Origin of the sequence: Gilliamella sp. B14384G10, assembly GCF_016101685.1 — a bacterium.
In the GTDB taxonomy this organism is placed as follows: Bacteria; Pseudomonadota; Gammaproteobacteria; order Enterobacterales; family Orbaceae; genus Gilliamella; species Gilliamella apis_A.
Genome location: NZ_JACFQA010000007.1, coordinates 1 through 24,249, shown reverse-complemented (window position 1 = coordinate 24,249; position 24,249 = coordinate 1). Strand labels below are relative to the sequence as shown.

Annotated in this window: 25 protein-coding genes and 1 other RNA gene; 8 read left to right on the top strand and 18 right to left on the bottom strand. The window is 35.0% G+C overall.

The genetic code is table 11. The features are described 5' to 3' along the window. Positions 1–3: 3 nt before the first annotated feature. From H3T54_RS11165 to H3T54_RS11155, 3 genes are read right to left on the bottom strand one after another with little or no spacing between them, the layout of a single operon-like run. Complete coding sequence (locus H3T54_RS11165) at positions 4–1,191, bottom strand: ABC transporter permease (protein WP_198222554.1); 1,188 nt, start codon at positions 1,189–1,191, stop codon at positions 4–6. A gap of 14 nt (positions 1,192–1,205) precedes the next feature. Then, on the bottom strand, positions 1,206–2,345 hold the full coding sequence (locus tag H3T54_RS11160; protein ID WP_198222552.1) for an ABC transporter permease: 1,140 nt from the start codon (positions 2,343–2,345) through the stop codon (positions 1,206–1,208). Continuing rightward, positions 2,327–3,298, bottom strand: a complete 972-nt coding sequence (locus tag H3T54_RS11155; RefSeq protein ID WP_065579101.1) for an HlyD family secretion protein — start codon at positions 3,296–3,298, stop codon at positions 2,327–2,329. The genes H3T54_RS11160 and H3T54_RS11155 overlap by 19 nt, the downstream gene beginning before the upstream one ends. Positions 3,299–3,633: 335 nt before the next feature. On the opposite strand from H3T54_RS11155, the gene H3T54_RS11150 reads away from it, so the two are divergent. Beyond that, entirely contained in the window at positions 3,634–4,923 is a 1,290-nt protein-coding gene (locus tag H3T54_RS11150; RefSeq protein WP_198222550.1) for an NAD(P)/FAD-dependent oxidoreductase, read from the top strand. A 96-nt stretch (positions 4,924–5,019) separates the two neighbouring features. Then, positions 5,020–5,619 carry a YiiX family permuted papain-like enzyme gene (locus H3T54_RS11145; protein WP_370527384.1) on the top strand — a complete coding sequence of 200 codons (600 nt, stop codon included), beginning with the start codon at positions 5,020–5,022 and terminating at the stop codon, positions 5,617–5,619. Here the strand turns inward: H3T54_RS11145 and rnhB are convergent. The 4 genes from rnhB to fabZ are packed head-to-tail and all read right to left on the bottom strand — an operon-like array spanning position 5,616 to position 8,620. Next, positions 5,616–6,206, bottom strand: coding sequence for a ribonuclease HII (rnhB, locus tag H3T54_RS11140; RefSeq protein WP_110448749.1), 591 nt, complete (start codon positions 6,204–6,206; stop codon positions 5,616–5,618). The two genes, H3T54_RS11145 and rnhB, sit on opposite strands and share 4 nt — an antisense overlap. Then, complete coding sequence (gene lpxB, locus H3T54_RS11135; protein ID WP_110448750.1) at positions 6,200–7,354, bottom strand: lipid-A-disaccharide synthase; 1,155 nt, start codon at positions 7,352–7,354, stop codon at positions 6,200–6,202. Before lpxB ends, rnhB begins: the two co-directional genes overlap by 7 nt. Continuing rightward, a complete protein-coding gene (gene lpxA, locus H3T54_RS11130) occupies positions 7,354–8,133 on the bottom strand; it encodes an acyl-ACP--UDP-N-acetylglucosamine O-acyltransferase (protein WP_110448751.1) in 780 nt (259 codons plus the stop codon). The genes lpxB and lpxA overlap by 1 nt, the downstream gene beginning before the upstream one ends. Before the next feature lie 40 nt (positions 8,134–8,173). Beyond that, a complete protein-coding gene (gene fabZ, locus H3T54_RS11125) occupies positions 8,174–8,620 on the bottom strand; it encodes a 3-hydroxyacyl-ACP dehydratase FabZ (protein WP_110448752.1) in 447 nt (148 codons plus the stop codon). A gap of 231 nt (positions 8,621–8,851) precedes the next feature. On the opposite strand from fabZ, the gene fkpA reads away from it, so the two are divergent. The 3 genes from fkpA to tusC are packed head-to-tail and all read left to right on the top strand — an operon-like array spanning position 8,852 to position 10,502. After that, positions 8,852–9,742, top strand: coding sequence for an FKBP-type peptidyl-prolyl cis-trans isomerase (gene fkpA / locus H3T54_RS11120; RefSeq protein ID WP_198222548.1), 891 nt, complete (start codon positions 8,852–8,854; stop codon positions 9,740–9,742). A 24-nt stretch (positions 9,743–9,766) separates the two neighbouring features. Next, the gene (tusD, locus tag H3T54_RS11115; RefSeq protein WP_198201565.1) at positions 9,767–10,132 is read left to right on the top strand and encodes a sulfurtransferase complex subunit TusD; all 366 of its coding nucleotides are present in this window, start codon (positions 9,767–9,769) and stop codon (positions 10,130–10,132) included. 16 nt (positions 10,133–10,148) lie between these two features. Continuing rightward, a complete protein-coding gene (gene tusC / locus H3T54_RS11110) occupies positions 10,149–10,502 on the top strand; it encodes a sulfurtransferase complex subunit TusC (RefSeq protein ID WP_198222546.1) in 354 nt (117 codons plus the stop codon). A 171-nt stretch (positions 10,503–10,673) separates the two neighbouring features. Here the strand turns inward: tusC and nagE are convergent, their stop codons facing one another. After that, complete coding sequence (gene nagE, locus H3T54_RS11105; protein ID WP_110448756.1) at positions 10,674–12,179, bottom strand: N-acetylglucosamine-specific PTS transporter subunit IIBC; 1,506 nt, start codon at positions 12,177–12,179, stop codon at positions 10,674–10,676. A gap of 246 nt (positions 12,180–12,425) precedes the next feature. On the opposite strand from nagE, the gene nagB reads away from it, so the two are divergent. From nagB to H3T54_RS11090, 3 genes are read left to right on the top strand one after another with little or no spacing between them, the layout of a single operon-like run. Next, entirely contained in the window at positions 12,426–13,232 is an 807-nt protein-coding gene (gene nagB, locus H3T54_RS11100; protein WP_110448757.1) for a glucosamine-6-phosphate deaminase, read from the top strand. A gap of 11 nt (positions 13,233–13,243) precedes the next feature. Then, positions 13,244–14,386: an N-acetylglucosamine-6-phosphate deacetylase gene (nagA, locus tag H3T54_RS11095; RefSeq protein ID WP_034903256.1), complete on the top strand. Its 1,143-nt coding sequence runs from the start codon at positions 13,244–13,246 to the stop codon at positions 14,384–14,386. Between the two features lie 36 nt (positions 14,387–14,422). After that, positions 14,423–15,646, top strand: coding sequence for an ROK family protein (locus H3T54_RS11090; RefSeq protein ID WP_110448758.1), 1,224 nt, complete (start codon positions 14,423–14,425; stop codon positions 15,644–15,646). 56 nt (positions 15,647–15,702) lie between these two features. Here H3T54_RS11090 and asd read toward each other — a convergent pair whose 3' ends face one another. The 10 genes from asd to H3T54_RS11040 all read right to left on the bottom strand — a co-directional run bounded on the left by asd (position 15,703) and on the right by H3T54_RS11040 (position 24,152). Continuing rightward, the gene (gene asd, locus H3T54_RS11085; protein ID WP_110448759.1) at positions 15,703–16,806 is read right to left on the bottom strand and encodes an aspartate-semialdehyde dehydrogenase; all 1,104 of its coding nucleotides are present in this window, start codon (positions 16,804–16,806) and stop codon (positions 15,703–15,705) included. A gap of 657 nt (positions 16,807–17,463) precedes the next feature. Then, positions 17,464–17,895, bottom strand: coding sequence for a PTS sugar transporter subunit IIA (locus H3T54_RS11080; RefSeq protein WP_198222544.1), 432 nt, complete (start codon positions 17,893–17,895; stop codon positions 17,464–17,466). A gap of 17 nt (positions 17,896–17,912) precedes the next feature. After that, a complete protein-coding gene (locus tag H3T54_RS11075; RefSeq protein ID WP_065613650.1) occupies positions 17,913–18,911 on the bottom strand; it encodes an SIS domain-containing protein in 999 nt (332 codons plus the stop codon). Between the two features lie 2 nt (positions 18,912–18,913). Continuing rightward, complete coding sequence (locus tag H3T54_RS11070; protein WP_198222542.1) at positions 18,914–19,993, bottom strand: SIS domain-containing protein; 1,080 nt, start codon at positions 19,991–19,993, stop codon at positions 18,914–18,916. Between the two features lie 16 nt (positions 19,994–20,009). After that, positions 20,010–20,831, bottom strand: a complete 822-nt coding sequence (locus H3T54_RS11065) for a PTS system mannose/fructose/sorbose family transporter subunit IID (RefSeq protein WP_034903235.1) — start codon at positions 20,829–20,831, stop codon at positions 20,010–20,012. Further along, entirely contained in the window at positions 20,812–21,645 is an 834-nt protein-coding gene (locus H3T54_RS11060) for a PTS sugar transporter subunit IIC (RefSeq protein WP_034903231.1), read from the bottom strand. Before H3T54_RS11060 ends, H3T54_RS11065 begins: the two co-directional genes overlap by 20 nt. A 17-nt stretch (positions 21,646–21,662) precedes the next feature. Beyond that, positions 21,663–22,130: a PTS sugar transporter subunit IIB gene (locus H3T54_RS11055; RefSeq protein ID WP_065613642.1), complete on the bottom strand. Its 468-nt coding sequence runs from the start codon at positions 22,128–22,130 to the stop codon at positions 21,663–21,665. Positions 22,131–22,144: 14 nt separating this feature from the next. Beyond that, positions 22,145–22,828 carry a GntR family transcriptional regulator gene (locus H3T54_RS11050; RefSeq protein ID WP_034903862.1) on the bottom strand — a complete coding sequence of 228 codons (684 nt, stop codon included), beginning with the start codon at positions 22,826–22,828 and terminating at the stop codon, positions 22,145–22,147. Next, entirely contained in the window at positions 22,825–23,547 is a 723-nt protein-coding gene (locus H3T54_RS11045) for a GntR family transcriptional regulator (RefSeq protein ID WP_146208350.1), read from the bottom strand. Before H3T54_RS11045 ends, H3T54_RS11050 begins: the two co-directional genes overlap by 4 nt. Positions 23,548–24,021: 474 nt before the next feature. Next, positions 24,022–24,152, bottom strand: a non-coding RNA gene (locus H3T54_RS11040) — RtT sRNA. Between the last annotated feature and the right edge of the window lie 97 nt (positions 24,153–24,249).

Genomic DNA, 24,249 nt, shown 5'->3' with positions numbered 1-24,249 from the left:
GCACTAACTAATAGATGGTTTATTATCAATTTTTTTATTATTGGAATGCATAAATTTCTTTATTTTTCTGATGTATCCTCTGATTTTACCCTCTCGCAATGCTGCAATAAAAAAGCCTAACGAACCATAAATTGCACCAAGAAATAGAATCATAAAGATATTAAATAAATTATCTGACAAACCTAATCCCATCTGATTTACTCCAGCAATCATATTGGTTGCCCAAGTTGATGGTAACATCCGTGATACCGTTTGTACCCATAACGGCATGGCATCAAGTGGCCATATGGTACCGGATAGATAAAATACCGGTGTTGTCAAAAAAGCTAAAGTTAAGTAAATCATCTCGGTTCGATGTAAACATTCAGTCAGTAATTTACTTAAGCCTAATACGCCTAATAATAGCGGAAATGTCATCACCAAAATAGCTGGAATGCTAGCTAATTGCCGATAACCAAGCACCCATGGCCATAATCCAAATAGGACTAAAGACAAAAATAGCCATATCGGAATAAGACCACACAAGCTACCAAATATGACAATTTTTGGTGGTTTTCCTTGTGGCAGTGAATGCAAAGTTAGATTAGTTCGTGTTGTTGCTATTAAAAAGGTATGTTGCAATAACATGACTAACAAGCCAGGAAACGTTATCGCTGCAAAACTGATACCAGCATTATAAAGCGGCATAGTTTGCCCTTTAATTGGTGATAATATGATATTAATTTGTGGATCAGAAAAACCACTATTCCGCATCACACGGGTATTATATTCGGTCAATATTTGTTGATATATTCCTCTAATATCCACCTGTATCAGACCATTTGCTAAACGGCTGGAGGCATCACCATAAGCAGCGATTGTTACATCTTCACCATTCAATAGTCGCTTTTCAAAATCCCGCGGAATGGTGAACACCGCAAATAACTTACGGCTGTTAATATCATCATAGGCTTGCAATGAATTTTCATAAGTAAGCACATCAATTTTGGAACTGGTATTTAAAGAACGAATCAGACTTCGACTGGTGGTAGTATGATCTTGATCAACAATCGCAACCGGCAAATTGGTGATGGTACCATTCACATAGACTAAACTCATTAACGAGACAGATACTAATAGCAACAGCCACATTGGTCGCATTAGCATATAAAAAAACATTTTTACTGCTGAAGATAGAAATAGCTTAAGCATGCCAATATAGCCTCTTACTGTGAATGTAAACGTTTGACTAAACGTTTTCTTACTAATACTGTAATAATTATTGGATAGATCATTAAAATAGCGCAGGTTTTCAATACCGATATATAGCTAGAATGCCGTAAAAATAGATCGAATAATTTATTAAGCGCATAGGTTAAAGGTTCAAGGGACGAAATAAATCTCGCTATCCATGGCATTGACAATTCTGGCACAACTACCCCCGAATAAGTTAATGCCAATCCAACTAACACCCCAATATAGGTATAAGCATCTAATACATTTTTGGTAAACGAATAAAGTAAAATACCGATACTTTGTGCTGCAATTACATAAAAAAACACCACTAGCATCATGGCGAATGGAGAACCTGATACCCTAGCATCAGAAAATAACACTAACATTGCTATTTCAAACATTAACAACATAGTATACCAAATGGTATAAGGTGCTAATTTACCCAAAACAAACGGATAATTAGGCCGAGTTCGCTTAGGCAAGCGAGATAAAATATAAATAGTTGTTGTTACAACAAATAATTGTAATAAATGTACAACTGCAGAAAACTGCTGAAAGTACATTGAGTTACCACTGGCATTAAATAGCCCATCATAATTGAAATTAACTTGTGCAAGTTTCGGTACCGGCAAACCAATACTTGTTGCCATTGTGGTACGATATTGAGTGTTTAATGAGGCTATTAAACCTGAATAATCCATTATAGAATAGAGGCCAGCACTATAGTATAAAGCATTATAATAGAGCATCGGTGTTGGTTGACGTCCTGCTAACACATCAGCTTCAAAATTAGGCGGAATATACAAAATAGCGTAGATTTTTGCTTTTTCTAAATCGCGTTCTGCGCTCTTAAGCTGATTATCATAATTGAATAAATTTGCATGCGCACCAGCATTAAGATCGCGAACAATTTCACGAGATAAAGTACTTTTATCTTGATCGACATAGCCTACTGGCAGATCAAATAACACACCTCGGTAAAATATACTACTGATGATCACAAAGATAATCAGCGGTAAAATCCACATTAACCAGTGGAAAGTAAAGCGCTTAAATATATCTGGGATTTCATCTTTAAATGCGTCTTTAAAGCGATGCCAGAAGTCTAAAATTAGTCGTCGATTTTCCATAATGTACTCATACCTGCACGTAAGCCTTCTACAGGTTTAGTTGGATAAAGTCTAATTTCAAACGTTTTTAAATCAAAATCACCCGTCGCTCGCGTTGCCCGTTTAGTCGCATAATCTCCCATTGGTGCAATAAAACGAATTTCAGCTTCAATTTCTTTATTACCAAGCGCAGGAACTTCCAGCTTAACATGATCACCTTTGTGAATATTAGGCATAATATTTTCACGCAGATTAAACACAAAATAAGCTTGCGGTAAGCGAATAACCGTTAATAGTGGACTATTAGGATTAAATAGCTCGCCAACTTCAGCAGGAATTGAACCTACCTCCCCATCTACTGGCGCTTTAACTTGCAAATCATCATATTGGATCTGTAGTTGTTTAAGCTGCTCTTCAGCCTCTTTTAATTTAGCATTATAGATTTCACGTTGTTCAACCCGATCGCCATTTTTGGCTTGATCTAAATTAGCTTGAGCTGACAACACTTGTTGATAAGCCGCATCGCGAGTTTTTAGCGCACTATCTAATATTGATTGCGAGACAAAGCCTTTGGCCGAAATCGCTTTGTTACGATTGTATTCTTTAGAAGCATTATCGTAAGCAACTTTAGCTTGTTCAAGTAATGCTTCATAATAACGAATACTCTCTTCACGAGTACCATTTTGAGAAAGTTGCACTTGTGCTTGCGCTTGCTCTCTAGCTGCTTCAGCGGCTTTAACTTGCGCTAACAATTCAGGACTATCGAGTGTAATTAAGATGTCATTTTGCTTAACATCATCACCTCGATTGACATGAATAGTCTGCACTCGCCCCTTTGCTTTTGAGGAAATGCTAACATTAGGTGCATCCACTTCACCTTGCAAAATTAGCTGGCTACTATGAGCACGAATTAAAATCGTCATTGAAATTAAAATAACAATCAATGCAACTACAATAAAAATTTTTTTATTCATATATTTTTTAGATTAATAAGTATCAGATAAGACCTAAACAACTAGGGTAATTGTATGTAATAAAGAATTAGCATACTTCAATTACAAATATTATATCATGGGATATCGTGCTGAATTTAAACAATCAAAGCTATATTTTATGCTCAAATAACAATTAGAAGGAATTATTTACAACTATATTACAGATTATTCTATTTTAGCCTTAGATAAATTTCAATAATTGTAAACCATCATTTTAATAGATTTTATTTATAAATGTTATCAGTCAAAAGAAATAGATAAAAACCTACTTATTTAGTATGATATTTTTTAATTGAAATAATAAGGCTTAAAATATGCAAAAAATAATTATTATTGGCGGTGGTGCTGGCGGTTTAGAGCTTGCTACCGACCTAGGCGATAAATTAGGCAAAACGGATAAAGCTCAAATTACCTTAATTGATAAAAACAGTTATCATCTATGGAAACCACTATTACATGAAGTAGCAACTGGTGTACTTGATGAGCAAGTTGATAATATTTATTATGCATCGCAAGGACAACAGCATAATTTCGAATTTACTCAAGGTACCTTCACCAACCTTGATCGCAACCAAAAGCAAATTAGCATTATCAATCATAACGATGAAACTGTTCTTGTTGATTATGATATTTTAGTTATTGCTATTGGTAGCACTTCTAATGACTTTGGTACCCCTGGTGTGAAAGAACATTGTATCTTCTTAGATGACCAAAATGCCGCTATTCGCCTACGTGAAACCTTAATTAATAAATTTACTGGTTTTTGTTCGATCATTGATGACGATCAAATCACAAAAGAAGATAAAATTCATATTGCTATCGTTGGCGGTGGGGCGACTGGAGTCGAATTAGCTTCTGAACTACCTCATATGGTGGAAACATTTGGTGCTTGCGGTCGTAATAAAATGTGTTCCGATCTATTAGATGTTTCAGTCATTGAAGCAACCGATCGTATTTTACCGGCTTTACCAGAAAAAACCGCAGCTAGTATTACTAAAACACTTAAAAAACAAGGGATTCATGTATTAACCAATACTATGATTACTAAAGCGGAAAGCGATGGATTTTATCCGAAAGAAGGTGAAACCATTAAAGCCGATATGATGATTTGGACTGCTGGCGTTAAAGCGCCTGATTATTTAAAAGAGATCGCAGGTCTAGAATCAAGCCGATCAAATCAATTAGTAGTAAAACCAACATTACAAACATCTCGTGATGACAGTATTTTTGTTATTGGTGATTGCGCATACGCAATGCAAGACAATGGTCATGCTTCACCACCTACCGCTCAAGCAGCTCATCAAATGGCAAAAGTTTGCTATGAAAATATCGTTAGATTATTAAACAACCAATCATTAAAAACATTTAAATATACTGATAAAGGTACTGTGATTTCATTACATGATACCGCTGAAGGTGTAGTCAAATTAATTGGTAATAGTGAAATGGGAGTGAGAGGATTTTTTGCTTTAATGATCCACAAACTACTCTATCGTATGCATCAAGCAAGCTTACTTGGTATTTTTAAAACTATTCGTTTTGCCAGTGCTAGCAAATTTATGTATAAAACCAAATCAACTTCGATTTTTAGTAATCGTGATTAATTGCTAAAAAATATTTAACAGCTACTGAAAAATTTTGTTAAGTAGCTGTTTTCGCTTATACTATTATCTTAATTACAACTATATAGATAATAGATGATGCGTTTTATTTTCATTTTTAGTTTACTTTTCGCTAGTTACACAGCTATAGCAAATTATCAGCCACACGATGGCGATATTATTTTCCAATCTTCTCAATCAAACCAAAGTAAAGCCATTGAGCAAGCAACAAATTCACCTTATAGTCATGTAGGAATAATTTTTATTAAAAATGGCAAACCTTATGTTTTTGAAGCCGCAAGTAAAGTTATTTATACCCCGTTAGATAAATGGATAAATCGTGGCAAAAATAAAACATATGTGATTAAACGATTAAAAAATCATCCATTATCTCAGCAAGAAATTACCAGTTTAAAACAAGTCGCCCATAAATTTGAAAATAAACCTTACGATATTTGGTTTGGTTGGGATGACAAATATATTTATTGTTCAGAATTAGTGTGGAAAATTTATAATCGAGCGCTTAAATTAAAAATTGGTCAATTACAAACAATTAAAGATTTTAATTTATCATCGCCGGCGGTTAAACAAAAACTAAAAGAACGTTATGGTAATAACATTCCATATCAAGAAACAGTGATATCACCGGTTGCGATATTTAATTCACCACTACTTAGCACAGTTGATAAGCGCGATTAAATTAGTAATAATCTTTTTATTGGTGCAAAGCTTTTACGATATAGATGATTCACGCCATGTTGTTCAATGGCGTTTAAATGATCTTTGGTTGGATAGCCTTTATGTTTGGCTAAACCATATTGAGGGTATAACTTATCAAGCTCAACCATTTCACGATCACGCGTCACTTTGGCTAAAATCGATGCAGCACTAATTTCAGCCACTAACAGATCGCCTTTAACCACTGCTTGGGTTCGAATACCAAAATTAGGGCAACGATTACCATCAACTAATACATAATTTGGTTTAATGTTTAAGCCTGACACCGCTCGTTGCATCGCCAGCATAGTAGCATGTAGGATATTGAGTTCATCAATCTCATCTACAGATGCCCTAGCCACACACCATGCTAATGCATTTTTTTTAATAACATCGAAGAGCGCTTCACGTTTTTTTTCTGACAATTTTTTCGAATCAGTTAATCCAACAATGGGGTTATTTGGATCTAAAATAACAGCAGCAGTAACAACATCACCACAAAGTGGACCACGACCGACTTCATCAACACCAGCAATTAACGTTGCATCTGGATAAGTAAATTTTAACAATTAGAGGGATCCTTTAATACATCTAACACCGCTTGCGCAGCTTGTTCATCAGCATTACAACGAATTTGTTTATGCAAAGCCAAAAATGTTGCTTTTAATTCGCTATTATCACTTTTTAACAAGGGAACAATATGGTTAGCAATATTTTCTGGCGTACAATCATGCTGTAGTAATTCCGGAACAATTTCCTTGCCAGCAAGAATATTCGGTAATGAAACATAAGGTGTTTTAATTAGTTTTTTCGCCAACCAAAAGGTGAAAGCCTTCATTTTATAGCCAACAACCATTGGGCATTTAGCCAGCATACACTCAAGTGCCACTGTTCCCGAAGCTAAAATTGCAGCATTACTGGCAATCATCGCTTCCCGAGCATGACCATCTAATAATTGCAGATTAAGTTTTGGTGCAATCTCTGCCTTTATTTGTTCAAATTCCGCTCTTCTTTTACCATTTACTAACGGAACTACAATATGCAGATCAGGAAATTTATCACGTAACAATTGCGCTGCTTTTAAAAAAGGTTCAGATAATAACGTTACTTCGGCATGACGACTACCGGGCAATAAGGCTAAGCATTGGCAATCAACAGGAATACCTAACTGTTGACGCATAGCTGTTTGATCGGGTTCGAGAGGAATATCATCGGCCATTTTATGACCAATAAATCGACAAGGTACATCAAATTTATCATAAAAGGCTTTTTCGAAAGGAAGAAAAGCTAAAATCAAATTAGTATTGCGTTTAATCTTAAATACCCGCTTTTGCTTCCACGCCCAAACAGAAGGACTGACATAATGAATCGTTTTAATACTAGCTTGTTTAAGCTTACCTTCTAAAGAGAGATTAAAATCCGGTGCATCAATACCAATAAAGACATCGGGTTTGAGATCAATCAAACGTTTAGTAATATCACGACGAATAGCTAAAATACGCCGTAGCCGACCTAATACCTCGACAATCCCCATCACTGATAGCTCTTCCATTTCATACCAAGCTTGGCAACCTTCAGCTTGCATTCGTGGACCAGCAATACCGACAAATTTAATATTAGGATGATGTTTTTTAAGAGTACGAATTAAACCAGCACCGAGAATATCGCCAGATGTTTCACCGGCGACCAGAGCAATTGTTAACTGCTTATCTGTCATTAACGGATAATGCCTCGGGTTGAACGATCAAAAAAGTCAATAAACAGCTGCACTTCTGGGTGCTGTTTAGCAAGCGTTGCAATTTCAACTTTAGCATCGTCAAGCGTTAACCCATTTCGATATAGAATTTTGTATGTGTTGCGGATGGCTTGTAGTGCTTCTTTACTAAAGCCTCGACGTTTCAAGCCTTCATAATTGACGCCATGTGGTGTTGCGTGATTTCCTTGAGCAATAACATAAGGAGGTACATCTTGAGCAACGCCAGAACAACCGCCAACCATAACGTGAGAACCGATTACACAAAATTGGTGTACTGCTGTCATACCGCCAATAATCACATGATTATCTAACTGAACATGACCACCAAGTGTGGCATTATTAGCTAAAATACAACGATCACCAATAATACAGTCATGCGCAACATGGGCATTAATCATCAATAAATTATCACTGCCTATACGGGTTAATTCACCTCCTTGAACGGTACCACGATGAATCGTCACACTTTCACGAATCATATTGCGATCACCTATTTCGGTGCGAGTTGGTTCACCACGATATTTCAGATCTTGGTTAACTTCACCAATTGAAGCAAATTGATAGATTTGATTATTTTGACCAATTTTGGTGTGTCCGTTAACCACTACATGTGATTTTAAAAAGGTACCATCACCTATTTCAACATTTTCACCAATATAACAAAAAGGCCCAATTTTGACATTATCACCAATCTTTGCCCCCTTTTCTACTACTGAACTTGGGTGTATTTCCGTTGCCATAGCAATTCCTTAATACGTTTGGGATATTTCAAAATCAAAATTATTTACGAGCACACATCATCTCTGCTTCGCAAACTAATTTGCCATCGACGGTTGCAACACCATGGAACAATGCAATGCCTCGACGCTCTTTAATATATTCAACATCAAGCATAATTTGATCACCTGGTACCACCGGTCGTTTAAAGCGAGCTTTATCAATTGAAGCAAAATAATAAAGTTGACCTGGTGACAATTCTTCAATACTTTTAAACGCTAAAATTCCAGTTGCTTGCGCCATCGCTTCTAAAATCAATACGCCAGGAAAAATAGGTTTATTCGGGAAGTGACCTTGGAAGAATGGTTCATTTACAGTTACATTTTTAATGGCTTTTAATGTTTTACCTTTCTCATAACTAATTACGCGATCAACCATCAAAAACGGATAACGGTGTGGAAGTAAACTGATAATTTCTTCAATATCAAGGGTGTTAAGTTCGGTAGTCAAAATAGCTATCCTTATACATTATTTTCTATAAATTTTTTCTATTATAACTGAGGATACCACTTTCACTCAAGGAGTGATTTAAACTGCAGATTTTAAAATTTGTGCTGACTAAAAAATCAAATAAATGCAATAAATTATCTAAATGATATGTAAATACTATTTTATACTATATTAGATCATATATAATAAGTTTAATATTTAGCTAAAAAGATGTTTAACCTGGAGAGTAGAATGAAATCATTTATAAAAATGACATTAGTAAGTAGTGCTATCGTATTAGCATTAGCTGGCTGTGATGACAAAAAGACCACCGAAGAAAACAAAGCACCAGCAACAACCACTGCAACGGCAAATAGTGCTGAAAATACCAATGCGACAGAAAGCAAAACTGAAGCAGCTACTGCACAAAACTCAGCAGATAAAGCGACAATTTCAACTGATGCGCAAAAAGAAGCTTATGCATTAGGTTCTTCATTTGCTAACTATATGAAATCAAATTTAGAACAAAATGAAGTAACTGCTGATCAAGAATACCTAATCAGTGGCTTTAATGAAACCATGCGTGGTGCCTCACAACTTAACCAAGATGAAGTTAAAAATGTATTAGATGCATTTGGTAAACGAATTCAAGAAGAAAGCCAAGCTCGTTTTGAAAAACAAAAAACTGAAAATACTGCTGCTGGTGAAAAATACCGTGAGGATTTTGCTAAGCAAGAAGGTGTAATTAAAACTAAATCTGGTTTAATGTATAAAGTTCTTAATGAAGGAACTGGTCGTCATCCAACAGCAGAAGATACTGTTATTGTCCATTATGTTGGCACATTAACAGATGGTCGTACATTTGACAGTTCTTATGATCATAATGAACCAGCAACTTTCCCACTTAATGGGGTAATTAAAGGTTGGACAGAAGGTATCCAATTAGTCGGTGTCGGTGGTAAAATTAAACTAGTTGTGCCACCTGAATTAGCATATGGTGACCAAAGTTTCCCAGCTCAAGGTGATAAAGCGAGAATTACACCTGCATCAACTTTAGTTTTTGAAGTTGAGCTACTTGGTATTGATAACGATAAAGAAGATATTCCAGCATCAGCTCCTGCTGAAGCAGAACAAGCTAAATAAAATAACTAGCAGAAAACTAATTTGATGAAACCATTAGATTATACACTGGTTATTATGGGTCCCGCTTATGGGACCCAATCTGCTTATTGTGCCTTTCAATTTGCTCAAACATTACTTTCAAGTAGCAACCATTCGATTGCTAACATATTTTTCTATGCTGATGGCGTTTATAATGCTAACTGTTATAGTGATCCAGCCAATGATGAATTTGATTTAGTCAAAGCTTGGCAGAGCTTAGCAAAACAATATTCGTTAAAACTAACTGTTTGTGTCGCTGCCGCGCAAAGACGTGGTATCGGTGTAAATAATCTTGCCGAACATTTTGAATTAACCGGCCTTGGCGAGTTAAGTGAAGCTGTAGCAAGTTCAGATCGAGTTCTACAATTTTAAATAATAGGCAGATAACATGAAAAAAGTAGCAATCATTATTAGCTCAGCACCACATGGCTGTGCCAAAGGCCGAGAAGCATTAGATACCGCTTTAGCCCTTTCAACATTCAATCATATATCTGTCTTTTTTATCGGCGATGGTGTATTTCATCTCTTAGCTAATCAACATCCAGAATTGATATTGATGCGTGATTACATTGCTACTTTTAATATGTTGGAACTTTATGACATTGAAGATGTTTATGTCTGTAAAGCATCATTAGATGAACGAAACTTAAAGCAAACTCCTCTCAATATTGCAAACCAACTAATTGATAATAAACAGTTAACTCAACTATTGACCAATCAAGATGCAGTTTTACGCTTCTAAAACCTGCTAAAAACCCCTCTCCTCAAAATTTTTATATAATCTTATCGATAATTTAGTGACCAGAAAATAGATTAATCACTTTTAAAACGATATAAAAATCCCCATGACTTTTATCATTACTGATTAAGTCACGGGGATAATTTTACTAAAAATTGCTAGATAAAATTTCGATTAAACGAGTTTTTTCATTTGATCTGCAATCTTTTCAGCTTGTTGACCAACCACGATTTGCACGCCTGTTTTACCTAATTTTATGACAGCCATTGCACCTAGCGCTTTAGCTGCTTGTTCATCAATTAGATCGGTATCATGAACATTCAAACGTAAACGAGTAATACATGAATCAATATTAGTTAAGTTATCTTTACCACCAATAACTACTAAATATTGTTCAGCAAGTTTAGATAAATCAACACCAGCTGGTGCATTTTCTTGTGCTAATGTTTCTTCAGTAACTACAGTTGCATTAGCAATATCATCTTCACGACCTGGCGTTTTAAGATTGAATTTCACAATTACAAAGCGGAATACGATATAGTAAACAAAGAAGAATACGATACCTTGTAGAATTAACATATACCAATGTACTGCTAATGGGTTACGAGATTGTAACAACATATCGATTAGACCTGCACTGAATGCAAATCCAGATATCCATTGCATTGTTGCAGCAATAAATAGTGAGATACCGGTTAAAACAGCATGAATTACATATAACACAGGCGCAACAAACATAAACGCAAACTCTAATGGTTCAGTAATACCAGTAAAGAAAGCCGCAAAAGACGCCGCTAACATGATTGAAGCTGTTTTATCTTTATTACCTTTTTTAGCAGTATGATAAATTGCCAATGCCGCACCAGGTAAACCAAACATCATAATAGGGAAGAAACCTGCTTGATAACGACCAGTTATACCTGCAATCGCTTTACCAGAATCAATAGAACCTTGTCCGCCTAAGAAGTTAGGAATATCATTAACACCAGCAACGTCAAACCAAAATACTGAGTTTAAAGCGTGGTGTAGACCAACAGGAATTAATAACCGGTTAAAGAAACCATAAATACCTGCACCTATTGAACCTAAATTTTTAATCCATTCACCAAAAGAAACTAATGCGCTAAATACCATAGGCCAAATAAAATATAGCACTACTGAAACAAGTAACATAACAATAGAAACAATGATAGGAACTAGACGTTTACCACTGAAAAAAGCTAAGGTTTTATGTAGTTCAACAGAACTAAAGCGGTTATATAGTTCAGCAGAAATAATTCCAACTAAAATACCGATAAATTGGTTATTTATCTTACTAAAAGCTGGTGATATTTGTGCATTCCAACCGTCCACACTGGTATCAACCCCTTCAAATAGAGCAATAGTATTTGGTGATAATAGTGTAGTAATGATTAAAAAGCCTACCAATCCAGATAATGCTGCTGCACCATCTTTATCTTTAGACATACCATACGCAACACCAATTGCGAAAAGGATTGGCATATTATCGATGATAGCACCGCCGGATTTAATCAAAAATGCCGCAGCAATATTGTTGGTTCCCCAACCATTTGGATCAATCCAATAACCAATACCTAAAAGTATTGCAGCAGCAGGTAATACTGCCACAGGCACCATTAGCGAGCGCCCAATTCGTTGTAAATAAGCTAAAATTCCCATAGTTTTGCCTCATATTATCATTCGGGAGTTACTTAAAAATAATAAAATCTCACATCATTAAGTAAAAGAAGTAAGTCAAATACATTTGACATTATATTATTTTACTTCGCAAATTAAATGTTTGTCTTTTGTGATTTATATCACGCTTTTTTTTTGCTTAATTAGTTTAATATAGTAAAATAACTACAACATTTTTTACTTTAAAAAAAAAGATTTATTCAATTATATCAGAAGAGATTATATTTTATGAGACTTATTCCTTTAAAAAATGCGCAAGAAGTTGGCGCGTGGGTTGCTCAGCGCATCGTAAACAAAATTAATCAATTTAATCCAACTGCAGATCGTCCTTTTTTATTAGGTTTACCAACGGGAAGTTCACCATTAGTAATGTATCAACAACTAATTAAACAGTACCAAGCGGGTAAAGTAAGTTTTAAACATGTCGTAACATTTAATATGGACGAGTATGTCGGTATTCCAGAAGATCATCCACAAAGTTATCACACTTTTATGTATGAAAATTTCTTCAACCATATTGATATTGATAAAAACAACATCCATATATTAAATGGTAATGCAGCTGATATCGAAAAAGAATGTCAAGAATATGAAGAAAAAATCAAATCCTACGGCAAAATCAATATTTTCCTTGGTGGCGTAGGCCAAGATGGACATATTGCATTTAATGAGCCAGGTTCTTCACTTTGTTCACGAACTCGTATCAAAACCTTAACTGAAGATACCATTATTGCCAACTCACGCTTTTTTGATAATGATATCAAACAAGTGCCAAAACATGCATTAACCATTGGCGTTGCAACATTAATGGATGCCGAAGAGGTAATTTTATTAGTTTGTGGACACAACAAAAGTTTAGCATTACAAGCAGCGGTAGAAGGAAGTGTTAACCATTTATGGACTGTTTCCGCATTACAAATGCATCCAAAATCAATTATTGTTTGTGATGAGACAAGCACTGATGATCTAAAGGTAAAAACATTAAAATATTTTAAACAAATGGAAGCAGATAATCTTCAAGTAACCATTTTATAAAGGATAACTCAATGTACGCATTAACCAATTGTCGTATTTACACTGGTTATGAAATTCTTGATAATCACGCTGTTATTATTGACGGTGATAAAATTGCAAAAATTTGTAAACAAGAACAATTACCAGCTGATATCACCATTAAAGATTTACAAGGTGCAAATGTTGCACCAGGCTTGATTGATATTCAAGTCAATGGCTGTGGTGGTGTGCAATTTAATGAAACTCTTGATGCACTAAGTATTGAAACCTTAGAAGCTATGCAGGCAACTAACCTCGTGTATGGTTGTACTAGCTATTTACCAACCTTAATCACTTCAACTGATGAGTTTATGATCAAAGCAGTAAACGTGATGCGTGAATATTTAGCTAAGCACCCTAACCAAGCATTAGGTTTACATCTTGAAGGGCCTTATATTAATCCTGAGAAGAAAGGTATTCATAATATAAATTACATTCGTCAACCTTCACAGGAGATGATCGACTTTCTTTGTGCAAACGCCGATGTAATCAAAATCATTACCCTAGCTCCAGAAAAAGTTGATGCCAAACATATTAAACAACTATGTGATGCCGGAATTCATGTTTCAGTTGGACATTCTAACGGCCACTATGATGATTGCCGTCGTGGTTTCAATGCTGGTATCCGCCTAGGTACGCATCTATTTAATGCTATGCCTTATATTACTGGTCGCGAACCAGGTGTTGTTGGCGCAATTTATGATGAACCAGAAGTGTATGTCGGTATCATTGCTGATGGCCAGCATGTAAGTTGGGCGAACATTCGTAATAGCCACAAAATTAAACAAGATCATTTAATTTTGATTACTGATGCGATGTTATTAGCTGGCTCTAATTTAACTTCTGGTGTATTTGCTGATAAAACTATCTATTATAAAGATGGCCGTTGTGTTGATGAAAATGGCACATTAGGTGGATCAGCATTAACCATGATTGAAGCAGTAAAAAATGCAGTAGAGTATGTTGGTATTGCTTTAGATGAAGCATTAAGAATGGCAACACTTTACCCAGCCAAAGCGATTGGTGTTGATAAACAACTTGGTACAATTAGTGAAAGCAAAATTGCCAACTTAGTTATTTTTAATCGTGACTTTTCAAATGTGAAAACTATTGTTAATGGAGAGATGAGCCGTTAGAATGTCGGATAGTTAATGAAAATATTGAGATAAAATATGACCTTTAATTATCTACATCTAGTCGGCAATGCTGAACTAATCAAGCAATTAAATTATGCAATGATTTATCGTTTGATTGTTCAGCAAGCGCCCATTTCACGTATTCAACTCGCCGAAATTAGTCAATTAGCACCCGCTAGTATCACCAAAATAACTCGCCAACTCCTCAAAAAGAATATGATCAAAGAAGTTGATGCCCAACAATCAACGGGGGGACGACCTGCGGTTTCAATACAAGCAAAATTTGGTTACTATCAGACAATTGCCATACAATTGAGCCGTTCGCATGTCACGATTGAACTTTATGATTTAGGTGCCAATAGTCTAGCATTTGAAGTTTATCCACTTACTACTTTTACGGAACAGTTAGCACAAGAATATTTAATTGCACTAATTAAACAGTTCATCGAAAAAAATAATAAAAAAGTTAAACATCTTGTTGCGATCTCAGTGGTTTTACCCGGTTTAATTGATTCAGTGCGAGGGATCATTCGTTATACCCCACATATTCAAGTTAAGGCATGGCCTTTAGCGGATGTATTACGTGATCAATTTAATGTTTCGATTTTTATTGGTAATGATATTCAAAGTTTGGCATTAGCTGAGAGTTATTTCGGTTCAACTCAAGATGTCGATGATTCAATTTTAATTCGTGTACATCGTGGTGTTGGTTCAGGGGTTATCATTAATCAACAATTACTCACTAACCATAACCAAACCGCTTGTGAAGTTGGACACATCCAAATTGATGCATTAGGTGAACGTTGTCATTGTGGAAATTTTGGCTGTTTAGAAAATCGAGTAGTTCACAAGGCCATTGAAGCACGAGCAAAACAGATGATAGAGCAAGGTTATCCAACTAAATTAAGTTTAGATAACATAAATATCAGCAATATTTGCAAATATGCCAATCAAGGAGATGAGTTAGCGCTTAAGTTAGTTAAAGATGCCGGTGAAAATCTGGGTAGAGCTGTCGCGATAATGGTGAATATTTTTAACCCACAACGGATTGTATTAGCTGGTGAATTAACAAAATCACCCGATGTATTATTAAATGCAGTAACTAGTGCGTTAAATGCTCAAAGTTTAGAAGAGTTAAGAAACAATCTAACTATCAATTGTTCAACACTTAATGACCGTTCAGCAATTGGTGCATTTGCCTTAGTACAACAAGCGTTATTTAACGGTTCACTGTTAATGACCTTGTTAGAAACAATCTAATAAATTGCTTTACAATAAAAATAAAAGCCCATAAACAGGGCTTTTTTTATTCATCATTAAGCTAAGATGCGTAGCATTCTTCGTAATGGTTCAGCAGCACCCCATAATAACTGATCGCCAACCGTAAAGGCTGATAGATACTCTTTACCCATATTCAATTTACGTAAACGTCCAACTGGTGTACTTAAGGTACCTGTAACCGCAGCTGGAGTAAGTTCTCGCATAGAAAGTTCACGATCATTTGGTACAACTTTAACCCAATCATTATGAGCAGCAAGTAGTTTTTCAATCTCAGGAATGCTGATATCTTTCTTCAATTTAATCGTGAATGATTGACTATGGCAACGTAATGCCCCAACTCGTACACAAAGTCCATCGACTGGAATAATCTGACTCGTTCCTAGAATTTTATTGGTTTCCGCTTGGCCTTTCCACTCTTCACGACTTTGGCCGTTATCAAGAGCTTTATCAATCCATGGGATTAAGCTACCCGCTAAAGGCACGCCAAAATTATCAGTCGGTAAACTACCATCACGCATTTTTTGCGTCACTTTGCGTTCAATATCTAAAATAGAAGAGTTAGGATCTTGTAGTTCTTTAGCAACTTCAGCGTTTAACATTCCCATTTGGGTCAGTAATTCACGCATATGACGTGCACCACCACCAGAAGCCGCTTGATAAGTTGAAACAGAAACCCAATCGATTAAGTTTTCAGCAAATAATCCACCAAGTGACATCAACATTAAACTTACTGTACAGTTACCACCAACAAAAGTTTTAATGCCTCTATCTAAGGCTGATTGAATGTTAGCTTTATTCACTGGATCAAGAACAATAATTGCATCATCTTCCATACGTAAAGTTGACGCAGCATCAATCCAGTAGCCTTGCCAACCGGTTGCACGCAATTTTGCATAAATTTCAGAGGTATAATCACCACCTTGGCAGGTGACAATAATATCTAATGCTTTTAAAGCATCAATATCATCGGCACTTTGTAATATTCCTGTTTTTCCGCCAAAAGAAGGAGCTGCTTGACCAGCTTGAGAAGTAGAAAAGAAAACAGGATTGATATAATCAAAATCATGCTCTTCAACCATACGTTGCATAAGAACAGAGCCCACCATTCCTCGCCAACCGACAAAACCAACATTTTTCATAGTTTATTTCCAAAAGTAGATGTTATATAAAGAAATATTCATTTACTATTAAAGCAAAAAATCACCATAAAACAAGTCAGATAAGAATTATTTTTCTAGTCAAGCAGATAATAACGTGGTGTTATATATAATTTTATAGGCAAAACTGAATATTATGCTAAAACTAGCACTTCATAAACTAGTCAGTAATATTCGTTTTCCACATAAAAAACACCACCATATTGACAAAATTATTAATAAAATGGCCATCTTCTTGGTTAGCTACAATAAAGACGTTTTCATTTTGAGAACTATTTATCTCACCGAGTCGGTTAGATCCTTTTCTGTTTCCATCCAACCATAACTGTCAACTAATGAATAAGAGTGGTTAGATACACAACTAATGCAATTCACTAATGATAAAAAGGTAATAATGATAAAAAAAATTTTTTTAACCAGAACATTATTGATCTCCTTTTATCATGCTCTATAAAAAATAAAACTAGAATAATTATCTAGTTCTATCACTTATATCTTAATGTATCAAATGATTATTATTCATTCGTTTTGGCCCACTCTTCGTCTCAAATATAGATTATTATTGCAATTTAGATAATTGGTTTTTGATAAAAAAAGCCCGAATTATCGGGCTTATTTTAGTTTTGTGCGTTGTCAATTTTAGAAATCTTCATCACTTGGTTCATCTGCAGCCATTGCTGCAATATTATACCGCTCAATCCCTTGAGTTCCGGCTTGTATAATATCTGGTAACAATGTTACTAGATTTGCGTCAGAGCGTTGCATAAAGGTTTCTAACAACATAGGGACATTTACACCAGTGACTATTTCTATATTAGGAAAATCAGCCATCAATCTAACTAAAGTATTAAATGGTGTTCCACCTTTTAAATCAACAAAACATACAATTTCTGAGCCAAAATGCTTTAACTCTTCTAGCTTTTGTTGCAGTTGTTGTTGAAAATCATCTGTTGACTGCCCCATTGCAAACGAAACCGCTTCACACTGAGATTGTTTACCACAAATCATTTCAGTCGTTTCAATTAAGCTTTTCGCTGTTGAACCATGTGTACTGACTAATACAGAAATCATCGATTTAAGTTCCTATTTTAGTAATCTAAACAACGATAGTAACGACGAATTGACATTGGATGACGATTTAAATGTTCAACATAAGCATCGATACGATTATTAATAGCACGGAAAACAAATGGTGAAAGATTTCCACGATATTTTTCTGATATACCCGGTAATTCATAATCTTTGGTATCAATAATAGTATAATTACCACAAATTTGCGGTAAGAACTTAGCGACTCTTTCACTTAATGGGCGTTGAGTATCTTCACCAACATAAACGGTTACCGCAGTATCACGATCAATAACTTCTAATGTACCATGGAAAAATTCCGCTGACTCAATTGATTTTGAACGTAACCAATGTTGTTCTTCCCAATAACACATAGCATGAGAATAAGTTGCCCCCCATTGATTACCTGCGCCAACAAAATAGTGCATTGGATCATTATGATGTTTTTCAGCAACTTCTTGACCAAATTTATCGGCTTTTTTCGCAACGGCAACAATATTTTTAGCAAAATGTTGATCCATTTGTTGGTAGAACTCGTCATAATCAGGGAATTCTCCAGCTAAAAACATTAAACGATCAGCAGTCATAAAGAATTTTAATTGTTCATTCATTGGATAAACAACTACATGATCAGCCATATTTCCTAATGGAGTATCGGCTTTATCCATGAAAGCAAATACAGTTGAACCAACTTCTTTTTGGATTTTTTCAATAGCAGCAACCACTTCTTGTGTTGTGCCAGTTACAGATGAAATAATGATAAGCGTATCTTTAGTAATACGTTTGTTACCAGTTACTAAATATTCAGCAGCGTGTTGCACAAAAGTCTCAATCGCTGTTTTTTCTTTCATATGTACAACTGCTTGCATTGATGATGCATAAGTACCACCAATACCTAACCAACAAACGTTGCTATAACCACGCGCGTGGATTTTATCAATAAATTCATTAATTTGTGGTCTTAATGCTAATGCACCATTCATGCTGTCTAATTCTTTCTTTTCGTCATATTTTCTCATTTTTAAATCCTCTTAATTTTTGAGCTAGTTATTTCATCAAATTCTGGATAGGTTGATTTTTCAAGGTTATGACCTTTTAATCGTGAAACTTGGTAACTTAATAGATGAATTGGTATTGTCATAAATAATGATGCGTACAGTTCATCTATATCAATATTAAGACACAAATCGTCTTGTTTAACGTTGCTACTGTTATTGGCGTAAATCGTAGAAATATTTTTAACATGTTTAGTTAAAAATACTTTTAACAATTCAGCACGGTTAGATAACACGCCATGCGGCTCAAGAAAAACGATATTATCATTCTCATGTAAACCTAAATATGGGCCATGCATATACTCCTCGAGTTCTTTACCGAAAGCATTATTACGTATAGTTTCGGTGAATTTTGTTTCGCCTTCTCGAGCAATACCATAGGTTGCACCGTAGCCAATAAATATGACTCGTTGAGAATGATAAAATTTGTGTTGATATTGATTTACCCAAGCTTGGGATTGTTCGATAACTTTAGGTAGCAAACCTGCAACTTTTCTAAGTTGATCGAAATAACTGGCAAATTGTTGATCATCCATGCTGCCATTTTTTTGTGCAATAACTAAAGCAATTAATATCAAATCAAGTATCGTAACGCTATAACCAGCACTGACATAAGGCATTTCCTCAATAGGAATGCCCATAGATAATACATTATTGCTAATTTTATATAATGGGCTATCAGGATTACTGGTAAGCGTATAGATAGTTTGATTATTCTTGATAAACTCTTCAACTAAATGAATCGTTGAATAGCTTTCTCCCCCTTGCGAAATAGCAAAATAGAGGGTATTAGGATCGCTGTAATGTAAATAATTAGCAGCGATTGAAGGATCTTCAATATAAACGGGAACCTTTAAGATTTTACTCATTAAAGGTCTCGCCCCATAAGCTGCGTTAGAACTTGAACCTGTAGCAAAGATAACAATTGAGTTAAATTGTTTAACTTTACTTAAATCAATAGTATCAACAAACAATGTTTGATAATTGTCTAAAATGCTTTGATAGTATTCAGGTTCTAATGCTACATAATCAGCAATACTTTTCATTACATCTTCCTTTTTATTAACCTAGTAATCCACTCCAAGCACCAAAGACACCAATACCTGCAATCATTAATAAGATCCAATGTGCTTTTAGTCCTTTTCTGTCTAATAAAAAGATAAATAAAGTAAATAATAACGGCAATATTTGCGGAACAATACCATCGAAAATATCCTGTAATGACGTAGCATCAGAGCCTGAGCCAATGGTTAGTGGCATATTTAATGTCACCATCGTCGCCACCATGGCCCCTACAACCGAGAGCCCCAAGATAGATGCGCCATAAGACAATTTATCCATCAAGCCAGTTTTTTGTACTTTTTCAATAAAAGATGCACCAATGTTATAACCAATAAATAGACCAAAATAACGAGCAATAATGGCTGGAATATTAAAAATTAATAAAAATAGCAGTGGCCCTAAGATATTACCTTGCATCGCCAGTGAAGTACCAATCCCTGTTGCAATAACCCGTAATGTTCCCCAGAAGAATGAATCTCCCAAACCACTTAGAGGTCCCATTAATGCAATTTTGACGTCATTTATTGAACTTTCATCAAAATTTTCATTTACGGCATTTTGCTCTTCCATAGCAATAGAAATACCTAATGGGAAAGTAATTAACCATGGCGTAACATTATAAAACTCTAAATGTCGTTGATAAGCAGTAGTTAATTGTTCTGGTTTTTGGCTATAAATTTTTTCTAAAGCAGGACGAATCGCAAAAGAATAACCTAGATTCATTTGTCGTTCATAGTTCCATGACCACTCAGCAGTGAAAGAGCGCCAAAATGTTCGCATTAAATCCTTTTTAGTAATTAAATTAGAATTCTTCATCTTCATAATTGATCTCCTGTCCTACTAAAGCATTGCCTGATTGATTATTAACTTCTTGATTGTCTGAGGTGGTAAGTTTTTTGCCGGTAAATGAAGAGTAACCGGTAAGAATTAACGCCATACAAGCGCCAAAAACGGCAACACCAGTGACAGGTACTTTCATATATACTGCTACAGCAAAACCAAGAATAAAGAATGTTGCATTGGTTTTTTTGATCATAATCTTCATTAACATAGCAAAACCAAATGCAGGTAATAAGCCTGTTGCAATTCCTAAACCGTTAATGACAAACTCAGGGATCACATCAAGTAAGCCTTTTATTGCTTCACTTCCAAATAAGTAAGAAAAACCAACGACTAAGCCAATTGGTAGGTTGATAGAAAAGAAACCGCCGAAAATATTCATGCGATCAACGCCTTTACCATTACCTTCACTAGCATACTTATCTGCTTTATGTACAAAGTAAGGTAAAATGAACAAGAAACATAAGTTTTTAACCACTAAAACCAAAGAAGCAATTGGAATCCCTAAAGTTAAGGCAACTGCCGTACTTTTACCGGCACCAATCGCAAACGCGGTTCCTAATACACTACCTGAAATAATTTCTGGAGGGATAGATGCACCAATAGAAAAAGAACCAACAAACGCCAACTCTAATGTCGCACCGATAATAATTCCTTGTGTAACATCCCCCATTACTAGCCCAGCTAAGGTACAAGTAACTAAAGGTCTTGATAACATAGATGAACCTAAAAAGTATTCACCATTGGCTAACATAGCAATCAAGGCCAAAATAATTGCTGTAATAACAATACTCATTTTGTATTCCTTTTTGTCTATTTTTCAAATTTTTGCTTAGATTCACTTGGGATCTGTTGTATATACACTTCAACACCATCTTGTTGTAATCCAGCTAATAAGTCTGCTTCTAACTCTGTCAAATTAATTGTTTTAGAATAATTTTTGGTTCCTTCACGAGGTTTAGTTCCTCCTAAATTAAGACTAGTTATTTGTCCCTGAGTTCCGCGGATGAGTTTTTCTGCATCTTCTACCGATTCCACCACAATTAACATCTGATATTTATCTGTTACACCAGAATTAATAGCGCCAATACTGTCATCAATTGACTTCATGACTAGTTTGGCATTTTCAGGTTTAGCTAATCGAATCGCTGATTTACGAAATTCATCATTAGCAACAGCATCGTTGGCAACTAAAATAGTATTAGCTCCAACATTATCGAACCATGAAACAACAACCTGACCATGCAATAAGCGGTGATCGACACGTAACAATTTAATCATTGGTTTTCTTCCTCCTAGGTGAAATCCACCACATATTTGGTATTACTAGCGAATTTGTATTCAATCGCAATCGGTTCGCTATTTATATCAAAATAGTGATTAGACACTTTAAATAATGGTTCATCAATTTGGCAGCGTAATTGTTTAGCCAATTCAGCATTGGCAACAATTAGCTGTAAATCTTGTTCTAATTTATCGACTTTTTTCTTACCCGAATTAGTAATTTCAAGCGCTGATAGCACTTTTATTATTGAAACTTGGAAATCAGGAAAATAGTGAAGGGGTAAAAGAAAAATCTCTTTTACTACACTAGTTTTAGCAACTTCTAAAAAACTAATATAATAAATTAGTGCTGACGGTTTTATCTTTAATAACTGGCTATAGTAAGGGCCAGCTTTTCTTAAATAATTCTCTTTAAGAATTTTTTTATGATGTTGATAAGTGCCAGGTTTAATAATACCTGTCATCTCAAGAATATTTTGGGTAGACAGCATTGGCGCAACAAATAAACCAACCCCTTTTTTTCGTACAACCAAATTTTTTTCTACTAATAGGTCAATGGCTTTACGAACAGTAGTACGACTGACATCAAAATCTTTTTGTAATTGAACTTCTGGGGGGAGCTCCGCACCCACACCATATTGACCCGAGTTGATCTGTCCCATTAAATGATCGGCAATTTTTTCAAACAATTTCATAATTGTTTTTCTCCATAATTGAAGATATTTTTCGCCGATAAATGATATTTGAATCGTTTTCCTGCTAGATATTGCTCGGTATGCTCAAATGGTTGAAAGTTAATATCAAAGCTATTACTTGATACTTTATAAATCGGTGTTCCTTCAATAACCCCTAAGTATTTGGCTTTATCTTCGGTTGCTGACTCATAAGTAATTTCTTCACGACCGTGACTTGGCTTGAATGGATAATGCTCTTTCAAAAATTGATAAAGAGAAACATTATTCAAATCGACTTGTTCTAAACCTTTAAATCTATTAGATGGTAAATATGTTACTTCGTAGGAAAGCGGAGTTTTGTTTAATATCCTTTGCCGAACAATTCTAATCAATTTTTCATTCGAACCAAAAAAAGATCTCAATTCAGCTGGCATATTAATAATTTGATTGGTGAGAACTTTAATATTAAGGTCAATATCGTCTTCTTTTTTAACTTCTTCACTGAAAGAAGACATTTTTAACATATTAATCTCAAAAATTTTATGCGGTTCCACATCAGTATCGTTTTGGAATACATAACCTTCCATAGCTAAATCATTTAAAGCGTTTCTGATTGTTGTACGACTTACACCAAAATGTTCTGCTAGTGCTCGTTCTGTCAATTTCTTACTGACAATAGTCGGATTAGCTTTAATCTGTTCTTCAACATAAGTTTTTGAAGCTATTTCACGATATTCCAAAAAACACACTCCATTGATGGACTTTTTTATAAAATAGATATACGTTAAGATAACGTAAATATTATTAAAAAATAAACAAAAAAATACATGTTGTCAATTTTAAGTACCAAATTTGTTGTATAGATCACAGTTTTTATAATTATTTATAATTAAATCAATACGATATATTTAAAAATGTATCTGTTTATTTGATTTACAATAAAGGAAGATTTGAAGAAAACTCAATGTAAAAACGCAATTTTATCAAGTCATAAGAAGGAACGAAGTATAAAGTGTTTATAGAGTTAATTATAAAGAACATGGTAAAAATGCATAGTTACAGCTTAGATAATTTAGAAGGATAAAAATGTCTAGTCATTGCTAAAGCAACACTGTCTCGTGCTACTCGGCTCGAACCTCTTATCGGTTCGAATCAAATGCATCGTTGTAATAATAAAAAAGCCCACTCAAATGAGTAGGCTTTCTTATTAAATTGGTCGGCGAGAGAGGATTGACTCACATTTCATGCTCGCCCTACGGGTCGTTGCTAAAGCAACGCTGTCTCGTGCTACTCGGCTCGAACCTCTTATCGGTTCGAATCAAATGCATCGGTATAGTAATAAAAAAGCCCACTCATTTGAGCAGGCTTTTTTATTAAATTGGTCGGCGAGAGAGGATTCGAACCTCCGACCCACTGGTCCCAAACCAGTTGCGCTACCAAGC

Excerpts from the sequence above, each read along its gene's own strand:
- H3T54_RS11150 (WP_198222550.1), top strand. The coding sequence starts at position 3,634 with ATGCAAAAAATAATTATTATTGGCGGTGGTGCTGGCGGTTTAGAGCTT.
- lpxB (WP_110448750.1), bottom strand. The coding sequence starts at position 7,354 with ATGACAGATAAGCAGTTAACAATTGCTCTGGTCGCCGGTGAAACATCT.
- H3T54_RS11075 (WP_065613650.1), bottom strand. The coding sequence starts at position 18,911 with ATGAGAAAATATGACGAAAAGAAAGAATTAGACAGCATGAATGGTGCA.
- H3T54_RS11080 (WP_198222544.1), bottom strand. The coding sequence starts at position 17,895 with ATGATTTCTGTATTAGTCAGTACACATGGTTCAACAGCGAAAAGCTTA.
- fkpA (WP_198222548.1), top strand. The coding sequence starts at position 8,852 with ATGAAATCATTTATAAAAATGACATTAGTAAGTAGTGCTATCGTATTA.
- asd (WP_110448759.1), bottom strand. The coding sequence starts at position 16,806 with ATGAAAAATGTTGGTTTTGTCGGTTGGCGAGGAATGGTGGGCTCTGTT.
- nagE (WP_110448756.1), bottom strand. The coding sequence starts at position 12,179 with ATGGGAATTTTAGCTTATTTACAACGAATTGGGCGCTCGCTAATGGTG.
- H3T54_RS11050 (WP_034903862.1), bottom strand. The coding sequence starts at position 22,828 with ATGAAATTGTTTGAAAAAATTGCCGATCATTTAATGGGACAGATCAAC.
- H3T54_RS11165 (WP_198222554.1), bottom strand. The coding sequence starts at position 1,191 with ATGCTTAAGCTATTTCTATCTTCAGCAGTAAAAATGTTTTTTTATATG.
- H3T54_RS11145 (WP_370527384.1), top strand. The coding sequence starts at position 5,020 with ATGCGTTTTATTTTCATTTTTAGTTTACTTTTCGCTAGTTACACAGCT.
- H3T54_RS11155 (WP_065579101.1), bottom strand. The coding sequence starts at position 3,298 with ATGAATAAAAAAATTTTTATTGTAGTTGCATTGATTGTTATTTTAATT.
- tusC (WP_198222546.1), top strand. The coding sequence starts at position 10,149 with ATGAAAAAAGTAGCAATCATTATTAGCTCAGCACCACATGGCTGTGCC.
- H3T54_RS11160 (WP_198222552.1), bottom strand. The coding sequence starts at position 2,345 with ATGGAAAATCGACGACTAATTTTAGACTTCTGGCATCGCTTTAAAGAC.
- nagB (WP_110448757.1), top strand. The coding sequence starts at position 12,426 with ATGAGACTTATTCCTTTAAAAAATGCGCAAGAAGTTGGCGCGTGGGTT.
- H3T54_RS11090 (WP_110448758.1), top strand. The coding sequence starts at position 14,423 with ATGACCTTTAATTATCTACATCTAGTCGGCAATGCTGAACTAATCAAG.
- tusD (WP_198201565.1), top strand. The coding sequence starts at position 9,767 with ATGAAACCATTAGATTATACACTGGTTATTATGGGTCCCGCTTATGGG.
- nagA (WP_034903256.1), top strand. The coding sequence starts at position 13,244 with ATGTACGCATTAACCAATTGTCGTATTTACACTGGTTATGAAATTCTT.
- H3T54_RS11065 (WP_034903235.1), bottom strand. The coding sequence starts at position 20,831 with ATGAAGATGAAGAATTCTAATTTAATTACTAAAAAGGATTTAATGCGA.
- lpxA (WP_110448751.1), bottom strand. The coding sequence starts at position 8,133 with ATGGCAACGGAAATACACCCAAGTTCAGTAGTAGAAAAGGGGGCAAAG.
- H3T54_RS11055 (WP_065613642.1), bottom strand. The coding sequence starts at position 22,130 with ATGATTAAATTGTTACGTGTCGATCACCGCTTATTGCATGGTCAGGTT.
- H3T54_RS11070 (WP_198222542.1), bottom strand. The coding sequence starts at position 19,993 with ATGAAAAGTATTGCTGATTATGTAGCATTAGAACCTGAATACTATCAA.
- H3T54_RS11060 (WP_034903231.1), bottom strand. The coding sequence starts at position 21,645 with ATGAGTATTGTTATTACAGCAATTATTTTGGCCTTGATTGCTATGTTA.